This is a genomic window from Paenibacillus sp. 22594 (genome assembly GCF_052044425.1).
Lineage (GTDB): Bacteria > Bacillota > Bacilli > Paenibacillales > Paenibacillaceae > Paenibacillus_AQ.
In genome coordinates this window covers 1-12,189 of sequence record NZ_JBQENA010000003.1, presented here as the reverse complement: position 1 = coordinate 12,189, position 12,189 = coordinate 1, and the positions used below count along the sequence as shown (strand labels likewise).

8 protein-coding genes are annotated in these 12,189 nt (G+C 50.7%); 6 read left to right on the top strand and 2 right to left on the bottom strand.

Going from position 1 to position 12,189, the window contains the following annotated elements; all coding sequences use genetic code 11:
- Window positions 1–19 precede the first annotated feature (19 nt).
- The 6 genes from pcrA (at window position 20) to ACTJKB_RS10870 (ending at window position 9,017) form a co-directional block, all read left to right on the top strand.
- Window positions 20–2,365, top strand: a complete 2,346-nt coding sequence (gene pcrA, locus ACTJKB_RS10895) for a DNA helicase PcrA (protein WP_440833917.1) — start codon at window positions 20–22, stop codon at window positions 2,363–2,365.
- Window positions 2,366–2,440: 75 nt separating this feature from the next.
- Window positions 2,441–4,453: an NAD-dependent DNA ligase LigA gene (ligA, locus tag ACTJKB_RS10890; RefSeq protein ID WP_440833915.1), complete on the top strand. Its 2,013-nt coding sequence runs from the start codon at window positions 2,441–2,443 to the stop codon at window positions 4,451–4,453.
- A 131-nt stretch (window positions 4,454–4,584) separates the two neighbouring features.
- The gene (locus ACTJKB_RS10885) at window positions 4,585–5,292 is read left to right on the top strand and encodes a response regulator transcription factor (protein WP_440833914.1); all 708 of its coding nucleotides are present in this window, start codon (window positions 4,585–4,587) and stop codon (window positions 5,290–5,292) included.
- Between the two features lie 19 nt (window positions 5,293–5,311).
- Window positions 5,312–6,427 (top strand): sensor histidine kinase, encoded by a 1,116-nt coding sequence (locus ACTJKB_RS10880; RefSeq protein ID WP_440833912.1) that lies wholly within the window; start codon window positions 5,312–5,314, stop codon window positions 6,425–6,427.
- A gap of 98 nt (window positions 6,428–6,525) precedes the next feature.
- Entirely contained in the window at window positions 6,526–7,143 is a 618-nt protein-coding gene (locus ACTJKB_RS10875; RefSeq protein ID WP_440833911.1) for a hypothetical protein, read from the top strand.
- Window positions 7,140–9,017: a transglycosylase domain-containing protein gene (locus ACTJKB_RS10870; protein WP_440833910.1), complete on the top strand. Its 1,878-nt coding sequence runs from the start codon at window positions 7,140–7,142 to the stop codon at window positions 9,015–9,017. The genes ACTJKB_RS10875 and ACTJKB_RS10870 overlap by 4 nt, the downstream gene beginning before the upstream one ends.
- Before the next feature lie 4 nt (window positions 9,018–9,021).
- Here the strand turns inward: ACTJKB_RS10870 and ACTJKB_RS10865 are convergent, their stop codons facing one another.
- Together ACTJKB_RS10865 and ACTJKB_RS10860 are read right to left on the bottom strand one after the other, a co-directional pair.
- Window positions 9,022–10,296: a molybdopterin-dependent oxidoreductase gene (locus ACTJKB_RS10865; RefSeq protein WP_440833908.1), complete on the bottom strand. Its 1,275-nt coding sequence runs from the start codon at window positions 10,294–10,296 to the stop codon at window positions 9,022–9,024.
- 194 nt (window positions 10,297–10,490) lie between these two features.
- Window positions 10,491–11,744 carry an MFS transporter gene (locus tag ACTJKB_RS10860; protein WP_440833906.1) on the bottom strand — a complete coding sequence of 418 codons (1,254 nt, stop codon included), beginning with the start codon at window positions 11,742–11,744 and terminating at the stop codon, window positions 10,491–10,493.
- Between the last annotated feature and the right edge of the window lie 445 nt (window positions 11,745–12,189).

The window sequence follows — 12,189 nt, the reverse complement described above, 5'->3', positions numbered from 1 at the left end:
AGAAAGGAGCATGTCACACATGCAACTTGTTAACATACAGGATGCCGTAAGCCGGCTTAATCCTCCGCAGCGTCAGGCAGTAGAAACCACGGAAGGTCCCTTGCTCATTATGGCCGGAGCAGGAAGCGGCAAGACGCGCGTGCTTACCCACCGCATTGCCTGGCTGATTGCGAACCGTAAAGCGCCGCCTTGGGCGATTCTGGCGATTACCTTTACTAATAAGGCCGCCCGGGAGATGCAGGAACGTGTCTCGAAGCTGGTAGGGCCGGAAGGCCGGGATATTTGGGTCTCCACTTTTCACTCGATGAGTGTGCGGATTCTGCGCAAGGATATTGAACGGATTGGCTTTACCTCCAATTTTTCCATTCTGGATTCAACCGACCAGCTGTCTGTTATCCGCAACTGCATGAAAGATTTGAATATCGACACGAAGAAGTTCGAACCCAAGGCTGTCCAGTCGATGATCAGCACCGCCAAGAATGAACTTATCACACCGGCGCAATATGAGCAGAAAATCGGCGATTATTTGGAAGGTCTCGTGGCCAAGGTATATACCATGTACCAAAAGCGCCTGAGAGCCAATAACTCGCTGGATTTCGATGATCTGATTATGAAGACGATCGAATTGTTCAAGGAAGTGCCGGAGGTGCTGGATTTCTACCAGAAGAAATTCAAGTATATCCATGTCGATGAGTATCAGGATACGAACAGGGCGCAGTATATGCTCTGCCGGATGCTGGCGGACAGCCATCACCGCATTTGCGTCGTCGGCGACAGTGACCAGTCGATTTACCGCTGGCGTGGGGCGGATATTACGAATATCCTGAATTTTGAAGAGGACTATCCCGAAGCCAAGACGATTATGCTGGAACAGAACTACCGCTCTACCTCGAACATTCTGAATGCGGCCAATGGCGTAATTGCGCTGAATACGGGACGCAAGCCCAAGAAGCTGTGGACGGATTCTGTGGAAGGCGCGAAGATAAAAGTGTTCCGCGGCGACTCAGAGCATGACGAAGGCTATTTCGTCACGGGAGAAATCAGTAAAAATGTCAAGGAGGGACAGGCGTATCAGAATCACGCGATCTTGTACCGTACCAATGCGCAATCACGCGTAATAGAAGAAATTTTGATCAAATCGGATATTCCCTATCAGATTGTCGGGGGGATCAAGTTCTATGACCGCAAAGAAATTAAGGATCTGCTGGCCTATCTCCGGCTGCTGTCCAATCCAGATGACGATATCAGCCTAACGCGGATTATCAACGTTCCGAAGCGGGGGCTGGGGGATACGACGGTGGGCAAGCTGGCTGCCGCCGCTGCATCTCAAGGGGTCTCAATCTTCCGGGCGCTGCAGACGGTGGATGATCTCGGCTTCGCCGGACGGACGCGCAATACACTGGTAGAGTTTTACGATATGATCGAAGCGCTGCACCGGATGGTGGAGTTCCTGTCGGTGACGGAGCTGACCGAGAAGATTCTGGAGCTATCGCAGTACCGTCTGGAGCTGCAGAATGAGAATACCCTTGAATCCCGCTCCCGTCTGGAAAATATCGACGAATTCCTGTCCGTAACTATGGAATTCGAGAAAAATAATGAAGACAAGTCACTGGTCTCCTTCCTTACTGACCTGGCGCTGATCGCAGACATTGACAGCGTGAACGATGAGGAGGAGCGCAGTGACGCTGTAGTGCTGATGACTATGCACAGCGCCAAGGGGCTGGAGTTCCCGACCGTCTTTATTATCGGGATGGAAGAGGGCGTATTCCCCCACAGCCGTGCCTTCCAGGACAATGACGAATTGGAAGAAGAGCGGCGTCTGGCGTATGTAGGGATCACCCGTGCGGAGAAGCAGCTGTTCCTCAGCTGTGCACGGATGCGCACGCTGTTCGGCCGGACGACGGCCAATGCGCCGTCGCGCTTCCTGGAGGAGATTCCGGAGGAGCTGAAGGAAGATACGGGAGGGGCTTCGGACCGCTTCCGGCGCGGCGCGGAGGTTGGTGGTGCTTATGGCGGCCGCGGCTTTGGCGGAGGCAGCCGGGGGAACTTCGGCAGCCGCAGCGGGGCTGCCGGGAATGCGCCGGCAGGAAGCGGGAACGCCGGCTTCGGCGGCAGCACAGCGTCAGCGGCGACCGGTACGAGCCGAGTGACCGTGACCTCAGGAGGCGCGCAGCGCGCTCCGGGGGCTTCGACGCCCGGCGAATTCAAAGCCAGCGACAAGGTCTCCCACGGCAAATGGGGCATCGGCACCGTTGTGTCGGTGAAGGGCAGCGGCAACGATACGGAACTGCAGATTGCTTTTCCGGCGCCGGTGGGTGTGAAGCGGCTCCTGGCCGGCTTTGCACCGATCACCAAAGTTGAATAATTCGGCTGCGATTAACGAATGTGTTTTTGGACCACGCTAACCGTAGGAAACAATTTGATGGAGGGATGTCCCCCGATGGATGCTATGCACACTATGGAGGAGCTCGTAGCTGAGCTGAATCAATATAACTATCATTACTATACTCTGGATGCGCCGCAGATCAGCGACAAAGAGTATGATGTTCTTTACGATAAGCTTGTAGCCCTTGAAGCAGAGAGCGGCATCGTGCTGCCTCATTCTCCTACTCAGCGTGTGGGGGGAGAACTGCTCAAAGGGTTCACACCCCACAGGCATCTGGCACCGCTATGGAGTCTGGATAAGGCGCAGAATATCGAACAGCTTCGCAGCTGGAATACGCGGGTGCTGAAGCTGGTGAATGATTATAACGCCAAGAACCCTGAAACCCCTCTTCCTGCGCCCTGCTATGCGGTAGAACTGAAGTTTGACGGCTTAACACTTAACCTGACCTATCGTGACGGGGTGCTGGTACAGGCAGCCACACGCGGCAATGGTGTGACCGGGGAAGGCATTCTTGCCCAAGTGAAAACCATCAAATCGGTCCCGTTGACGATTCCATTTAAGGAAGGTCTCATTGAAGTGCAAGGCGAAGGGATTATGAATCTTTCTGTGCTGGCGGACTATAATACAAGAGCGGCTGAACCGCTTAAGAATGCCCGTAACGGGGCAGCGGGGGCACTGCGCAACCTCAACCCTAAGACGACCGCCGACCGCCGGCTGAACGCATACTTCTATAATGTAGGCTATGCGGAGGGTGTACAGTTCACAGACCATCAGGAAATGATGGATTTTCTGAGGAATAACCGTTTTAAGGTTAACCCATACCTTACCTATTTTGATCATTTTGACGATGTTACCGAACAACTGGCAGAAATTGAAGAGGGCCGTTCCGGTCTAGACTATCTGATTGACGGCGCGGTTATCAAGGTAACTGATTTCCGCATCCGTGAGGTACTCGGGTACACCGATAAATTCCCGCGCTGGGCGGTGGCTTATAAGTTCGAAGCGGAAGAAACCACAACGATCCTGGAGTCGGTCAGCTGGAACGTGGGCCGTACCGGCAAGGTCACCCCGTTGGCACGGGTGGAAGCAGTGGAGCTGGCAGGAGTAACCGTCCAGAACTGCACCTTGAACAACGTTGGTGATATCGAACGCAAGAATCTCAAGCACGCTCTGGGTACACGTGTGTTCATCCGCCGCTCGAATGATGTCATTCCCGAAATTCTTGGCAAGGTAACAGAAGAGAGTGACGGCGGAGAGATTATTTTTCCTGAGGATTGTCCGGCTTGCGGTTTCCCGCTGGAAATGCGCGGCGCGCACCTCTTCTGCAATAACAAGCTGAATTGCAAGCCGCAGATCATCGGGCGGATCACCCATTTTGCTTCCCGTGATGCCATGGATATCGAAACCTTCAGTGATAAGACTGCCGGACAGCTGCATGAGGAACTAGAGGTGCGAGAACCAGCTGACTTATATGAACTGACCTTCGAGCAGCTTGTGAAGCTGGAACGTTTTGGGGAGAAGAAAGCCGATAATCTTCTTAAGGCGCTGGAGGAGAGCAAAGGGCGGGACCTTGCGTCTTTCCTGTTTGCACTAGGTATTCCGAACACTGGCAAAGCAACCACCAAAATGCTGGCCGATCACTACCGCAGCCTGGACGCAGTCATGCATGCAACCGCCGAGGAATTGTCCGGACTCCCTGACATTGGAGGCATTGTAGCAGAGAGCATTGTGAGCTTTTTCGCAGATCCCTTTGTAGTAACCAGTATTAACCGTATGCTTACACTCGGTGTAGAGGCGAAGGCGCCTGAGGCTCCACGCCAAGTGAATACCAATTCTTTCTTCAGCGGCAAAACAGTAGTGCTCACAGGCTCGCTGCAAAAGCTTACCCGGGAAGAAGCAGCGGAGCGTCTGGAGGCGCTAGGCGCCAAGGTATCCGGCAGTGTCTCCAAAAAAACCGATCTCGTCATCGCCGGCGAAAAAGCGGGCAGCAAGCTGGCCAAGGCTCAGCAGCTGGGTATTCAAGTGATTGAGGATGAGGAAGAGCTACTGCGGCTATTGGAGAGTTAGACGCAGACAACAGAACAGATACATTCACAAAGCCCTGGTTCGATAACATCGAATACAGGGCTTTTTGCCATATTCATTTATAATATAAAATAGGGAGAAGGCTATTTAAGGATTAGAAAGGATACTTGCCTGTGAAACAAGAAACGATCCTGCTTGTGGATGATGAGAAAGAAATTGTAGAACTGCTTGACATTTATTTCCGGAATGAGGGATACCGGCTGCTTAAAGCCTTTGACGGAGTGGAGGCACTGAAACATCTCAGAGAAGAAACAGTAGATCTAGTTATTATGGATGTAATGATGCCCAGATTGGACGGAATTGCGGCTTGTATGAAAATCCGGGAGGAGAAGAACATGCCGATTATTATGCTCTCTGCCAAAAACACGGATATGGACAAAATTCTCGGGCTGAGCATAGGGGCTGATGATTATGTCGGAAAGCCGTTCAATCCGCTGGAGATCGTGGCACGGGCTAAGTCACAGTTACGCCGTTACCATCGATTCAACAAGGATGCTCCGGCAAGGGGCAGCGAGAATGAACTCATTTTCGAAGATTTGATTATAGATATTGCTAAGCATGAGGTCAGTGTAGATAACCGGAAGGTGAAGCTGACACCCAGAGAATTTTCCATATTGGAACTGCTGGCAAAGCATCAAGGACAGGTGCTCAGTATGGAGCAGATTTATACGAATATCTGGTCTGATCCATTCCTGGATGGCGGCAATACAGTGATGGTGCATATTCGCAATATCCGTGAAAAAATTGAGCTGGATCCTAAGCATCCTTGTTATTTACAGACCGTGTGGGGGATCGGATACAAACTGGACGGGCCGTCCTGAAAGCTTGAGGTGAGAGACGTTGAATGCGAAATATATAAGTACAATCCGTTGGAAATTCATATGGGCATTTATGTTGAGCGTTCTATCTGGAGCCATTCTACTGCTGGGTGGCTACCGGCTGGTGAATGCCCTGCTCTATTTGAACCCTTCTCCCCCGTCGGCGGCGTATTCACAGTTACTGAGATGGGTCATTAATCATATTGGCTCCGTACCTGTGATGACTGCTGCGGGAATTCTCAGTTTTTTGTTCTTCTTTTTTATCTTCACACGAAAAATAGTCTCATATCTGGAGGAAATCACGCGCGGCATCCAGCAAATTACGAAGCTTGGTGAGTCGCATCGGATTGAGGTTAGAACTGCGGATGAGCTGGGGATGCTGGCGGAGAACATCAATATCATGTCTGAACGGCTGCAGCAATCCCTTCTGGAAGAACGCAAGGCTGTCGAAGCCAAAAATGAGCTCATTACAGGTGTATCCCATGATTTGCGCACCCCGCTGACTTCAATACTCGGCTATCTTGAATATATCGAGCAGGACCGATGCCGGGAAGAAACGGAATTGCGCTATTATGTAGACATCGCCTATCAGAAAGCACAGGTACTGCGAAAACTCATTGATGATTTGTTTGAATATACACGTGTTAACAACGGAGGACTGCCACTCGTGCCAGAACGTCTGGATTTAAAAGCGTTTATGCGCCAGTTGGCAGAAGAGGCGGTTCCGGAGCTTACTCGGGCAGGGATGACCTACCAGATGGTGGATGAAACTGAATCCTTGTGGATCGATGCAGCTCCTTATGAATTGCTGCGCGCCTATGAGAATCTGATTGCGAATGCGATCAGATATGGACGGGATGGTAAAAGGATAGAGATCGGTCTGGCCCGTGAGGGCGATGAAGCCGTAGTGCGGATCAGTAACTTTGGGGAACGGATCGCGGAAAGAGATCTCCCGCATATTTTCGAACGCTTTTACCGGGCTGAACGCTCCCGTTCTCAATACACCGGTGGCTCGGGCCTGGGCTTGGCAATTGCGAAGGGTATTGTTGAACGTCATCAGGGAGTAATCTCGGCTGCAAGCGATATGTACCGGACGGATTTTATTACACGGTATCCGTTGTCTCGGAACCCTTCTTAAGAAAATCTTCAGAACTTTGCCGGGTGCATCTTAAGAAATAGCCGTTATCCTTGTGTGACATGAGGTGACTATCACCTGTGTGACTGGAGGGATAGAATTTGAAAAGATTTAAAACGGTACGCTCCGGCTATCTGTACATTTTTGGAGGAACTGCGCTGCTCAGCGGTATTTCTCTTGCTGCTGTATACTCGTTGGCTGCATTACTGTATTCCCGCCATACTGCAGCTTCCGCGGTCTATTGGGTCCGCAGCCTGCGTTGGCTGATCAATCATATCGGCCGTATACCACTCGCTGTCCTGATGTTTACGGCGGTTTTCACTGTAATCTTTCTGCTTCGGTCGCAAAAAATATCTGATGATCTCAAAAGTCTTTTGCGGGCTTCTGAAGAATTGTCTACCCTTGGTTTCTTCCGGGAGCTTAAGGTGGTCAGCGGTGGTGAACTGGGCCAATTGGCCGAACATTTACATAAAGTCAACAGGCCGGAAAAATCGGCGGACCAAGGTCCTTGCGCTTATAATCTAAAGGATTCAGCTGATCCGGTTTTGGAAAATGATGTGCTCATGGCGCTGATTTTAAGAACAAGAACGTTGATGCGATTGCTGAATGAAGCGTCCACTGAAGAAGGGGAGCAGATACAGACTTTGCAGGTGGAGGCGGCGAAACGCGAGGCAATGGGTATGGAGAGGTTCATGGAGAACCTGATGGTCCGCTCATGAGCCGACTGGACGCCGGGGCAAGGCGAAAACTGCTGCGCATTTTTTATACTGCTTTTGACATCGGGGTTGCCTGTGCCCTATTGCTGGTGGCCCTTATAGTCTACGTTCATCTATACGGGGATGCTGTATTAGGCCATCATCCAGAGAAGTTGAAGCTGGCGGAATCCAGTGTAATTCTTGCCTCCGATGGGACCGTGCTGCGCAGAATTCCTTTGCCGGAATCAGGATATAGGATGTCAGCCCGTCTGGAAGAGATGCCTGAACTGCTAATTAAGACCTTTTTGGCGGTCGAAGACCACCGCTATTACAGTCATCAGGGCCTGGATTATACAGGAATTCTGCGGGCTGCATTGCACAATGCGGTGGATCTGGACCATTTGGAGGGAGGCAGCAGCATTACTCAGCAACTCGCCCGAAATCTATATCTGAACAGAGACAAAAATCTGTTGCGTAAGCTGAATGAGGCTTCCCTGGCTATAGCTTTGGAGAAACGGCTGTCGAAAGAGGAGATACTGCAGCTCTACCTTAACCAAATCTATATGGGCCAAGGACAATATGGAGTGAAGGCGGCGGCCGAGCATTATTTCGGCAAAATGCATATGAAGCAGTTGGAAATCTGGCAAATTGCTGCTTTGGCGGCGATTCCCAAAGGCCCCTCTATTTACAATCCTGAGTCGGCGGGGGAACGGCCCGTGGAGAGGAGAAAGCTTGTTCTACGGATCATGGAGCAGCGGGGATTGATTACCCATGAGGAAATGGTGGCTGCTGCGAAGCAGGAGATTAGGCCTGAAGCGGGTAAAGAGTCGTATTCTACTGGAACAGGGGCTTCCTACATTAATACCGTGCTTAAAGAAGCCTCCCGGCTGACCGGGAAGACGGAGACAGAACTGCAAACAGGCGGATACACGATTGTGACGGGAATGAATCCCGGTGCCCAGCTAGCGTTGGAAGAGACTTTCCGCAATTCTGATTTCTTCCCCTCCGATGGGAAAACGCAGCAAGTGGAGGCAGCCATGGTTATAATCAACCATGATAATGGAGAGATTGTGGCGTTAACTGGAGGACGTGATCCAAGTATAGGCAGCCTTAATCGGGCAATTATTGATGCACGTCAGCCGGGCTCCGCTTTTAAGCCGGTAATTGATTACGGTCCGGCGCTTGAGAGCGGAAAATTCATGCCGGACAGTCTTCTCCTTGACCGGAAACAGAGATATGGGAGTTATAGCCCTGATAATCATAATGGCATATACCGGGGGCAGGTAAGCATGAGTCAGGCACTACAGCAATCTATTAATGCTCCGGCAGTCTGGCTGCTGAAGCAGGTGGGTGTTGAGAACGCCCGTGCATTCGCAGCCAAGCTCGGTATAGTGCTGCCGCAGGAAGACAATAATCTGTCAATTGCGCTTGGTGGGCTGCATACAGGTGTCTCTCCTCTCAAAATGGCACAGGCATACAGTGTATTCGCAAGCGGTGGAACCTTTAACGAAGCCCATACCATTCGGAGCATATCAGATGCGCAGGGTAAAATGTTGTACAGGTATGCATCTAAAAGAAAGCAGGTTGTCTCACCGCTCACTGCTGCAAGCATGACTGCAATGCTTCGCGACGTAGTGAACAAAGGGACAGGTGTAAAAGCACGGATGAACATCCCGGTAGCCGGGAAGACCGGAACGACCCAGGCTGATCTGCCAGGCGTCACCAGCAAGGCCAACCGGGACCTTTGGTTCGTCGGGTACACCCCTGCTTGGACAGCCGCTGTATGGATGGGGTTTGACCATACCGACAAGGATAACTATATGACCGCGGGCAGCGGGATGCCGGCTGCTTTATTTTCCACCGTGATGAACAAGGCGTATACCGGCTCCGGGCGATAAAGGTCTATACCCGTTTTGCACTGGGTAGCCAGGCATCCTTGTCATATCCGCGTTGTTCCCAATAGCCGACATGATCTTCTGCAATGAGCTCGATCCGGTTTAGCCACTTGACTGATTTATAGGCATACATTTGCGGAGTCACCAGACGTACGGGTCCTCCAAGCTGGTTCGGAATAGGTTTGCCGTCGTGTAGCACAGCAACCATTACATCCTTCATCCGTGCTTGGTCCAGAGTCAGTGAATCGGTGTAGACACCATCACCGGAATAAAATTTTACCGTTACTGCCTGCTCCTGCACTCCGGCCATGTCAAGCAGCTTTGCGAGCGGGAGGCCCTCCCATGTGTTTTTATAGACCGACCAGCCCGTGACGCAGTGAAAATCGCTGACCTGCACCTCACGCTGCAGCTTGACGAATTCATCCCAATTCCAAGTGAACTTCTTGTCAACCAGGCCATCGATCGTAAAAGACCAATTGCTGTTATCGAAGGATGGGATATCAGTTACAGTGTAGACCCGAAAGCTGCCTTCTGCTCCGCCTCCAATGGGTGGCGCGGAATCCGCCAGCGGCACTGGATCAGGAATCAGGGCATTGGCGTTACTTGCAGCATATTCGGCAGCCCCAGGGAGCTGTAATGATTTGCCGATCCAACGTACAAAGGTTGGACCGAGCGTTATAGCGAGGCCTGCTCCGACAGCCACCTTAATAAAACCCCGCCGCGTATATATTGGTTGAGGTCCGTTTACAGCTGCCGGCTTCTGTTTAACTCCATAATCCGGGGGTTCGCCTTCTGGTGCCATTTCCGGTACAATGGAGCGCTTCTTGGGCTCTTTCAGCCATTTGACCCTGGTAATGGAGTGGTAGATCATGACCGGAAGCCCCACCCAGGTGAGAAGATCATGAATAAATAGCGCCGTATTGGCCGCTCTCGGTCCGGCAAGCCTGAACTGCCAGAGGACAATCCCGGATACAATCCAGCCGGTCAGCATAGCCATCACAAAAACCACATTGGCTTTTTGCGAATTTTTCCCGTTCAGCCTTTTCCAATGCTTGGCCGCAAGCAGCAAATAGTAGATGACCGGAACAAGCAGTACCAGCCCAAAAGCGATATGAGCCCACTTCAGCCACACCCGACCCTCACCAAGCAGCTCCCGCCAGAAACCGCCAACCAGCATTAAACCGCTCACGGCCAGAATCAATACCAGCCATGCATTCCACATGTGAATGGAAATAAGCTTTTTGCCATACCCTTTGCGGAGCCCCGCCAGTGCTTTTTTCAATGATGTCCCTCCTCTAACCCGTGATCGGTGGTGAATCATTCAACTTTTAACTAATTGTACCGCATAACTCAGTGAATGAATAATTCTCTTTAGGGTAGGCTTGTCCATGCGCTTATCAAAAAGCCCATCATTCTCAACAAAGGAGAAGGATGGACTTACCACAAAAGTATGAAGAATGCGCAACTTGTTGTTTATTACTCTGCAGCCCATTCCTCCAGTTTTTGATCCCCGGGGAGCAGCAGTGCAAGCAGGCCTAGCAGAGGCAGGAACCCACAAGCTACAAAGACAGTCACGATACCAATCCGGTCAATGAGCGCACCAATGACAACAGAACCAATACCGCCTAGTCCGAAAGCAAGTCCGGTGATCAGTCCTGAGACCGTCCCGATATTTCCCGGATACAGCATTTGTGCATAAATTACGGTCACGGAGAAGCTGGATAACAGGATGAAACCCGATATGACCAGCAGAACAAGCGCCCAGGTTTGACTTACAAAAGGAAGCGCCAGTGCAAAGGGGACGGTTCCCACCATAGAGATCAGTATCAGATTGCGCCGTCCAAAGCGGTCAGCAAGCGGTCCCCCAAAGAATGTGCCAACCGCACCGGCAGCCAAGTACAAAAAAATATAAATTTGAGCATGATCAATGGTCATTCCATAGTTCTTCATTAAGTAGAAGGCGTAGTAACCGCCGATAGAGGCGCCGTACCAGGAACGGACAAATACCAGGAAGACTAGAATGATAGTGGCAGTCAAAATACTTTTGCTGCGTGCAGGATCTATGGTGCGTGCAGCTGATTTTTTACGGAAGGTGTATCCTTCGTTCAGCATTTTCCGGTACCAGCTGGCTACGTAGGTCTGAACAGCGATACCTGCTGCGGCGATGACAGTGAACCCAAGCGCGCCCATTTGCCCGAAAGGAATGAATACCCATTTCATCAAAAGCGGACCCAAGGACTGCCCAGCGTTGCCGCCAACCTGAAAGATGGATTGTGATAGCCCCTTCCGCTGTCCCGCAGCCATATGAGCTACACGCATGCCTTCGGGGTGAAATGCTGCTGAACCGAATCCGACAAGCATAACTGAAAAGATCACCAGTGCATAATTACCGGCAAAGGCCAGCAGGAACACACCGGAGAAGGTGCAGCACATCCCTAGCGGAAGCAATATAGGGCGTGGTTTACGGTCAGCGGCATAGCCGATAACGGGCTGAATCACTGAAGATGTGATATTAAGGGCAAAAGCGATCCATCCCACCTGAGCGTAAGAGAGCAGCATATTGTCCTTAAGGATAGGAAACATTGCCGGAATGAGTGCTTGAATGGAGTCATTAAATAAATGGACAAAGCTGACTGCCAATAAAATACGGTAAATGGTAGCCTGCTGCAGATGTCGCTGCTGGTCTTCATTTAGTACCGGTGGTGAGCCCGGTATGGGATTGTCGTTCATTGGATCTCCTCTCAAGCTGGTTATGGATATTGATTATTGCTGATTTTCATTTAGCTTCATTGTAGCCATAAGTACTGCACTATGGAAATCAATTTGTGCCCCATCCATGCGAATTATACGCCAACTCATTTATTTATAAAAAAAGCTTGCAAACATTAGGACGGCATGATATATTATCTCTTGTGCTTATGAGGCATCGACGCTGATTGAAAAAGCGAAGAAGAAATAAGTTGACAAGAAACAACGAAACATGATATGATCTAATTCCTGCGCTTGACACGAAGTGTTGAGATGTTAGGAGCAAGTTCTTTGAAAACTGAACAAATGGAACGCGTTAATTTTTATTAGATTCATTTATTGAATCGTCAGTTTCAAAATGAGCAATCGCTCTTTCTAAATACCAATTTGGAGAGTTTGATCCTGGCTCAGGACGAACGCTGGCGGC

Bases quoted from the DNA above. Each gene is read 5' to 3' on its own strand.
- ACTJKB_RS10870 (WP_440833910.1), top strand. From the start codon at position 7,140: ATGAGCCGACTGGACGCCGGGGCAAGGCGAAAACTGCTGCGCATTTTT.
- ACTJKB_RS10860 (WP_440833906.1), bottom strand. From the start codon at position 11,744: ATGAACGACAATCCCATACCGGGCTCACCACCGGTACTAAATGAAGAC.
- ligA (WP_440833915.1), top strand. From the start codon at position 2,441: ATGGATGCTATGCACACTATGGAGGAGCTCGTAGCTGAGCTGAATCAA.
- pcrA (WP_440833917.1), top strand. From the start codon at position 20: ATGCAACTTGTTAACATACAGGATGCCGTAAGCCGGCTTAATCCTCCG.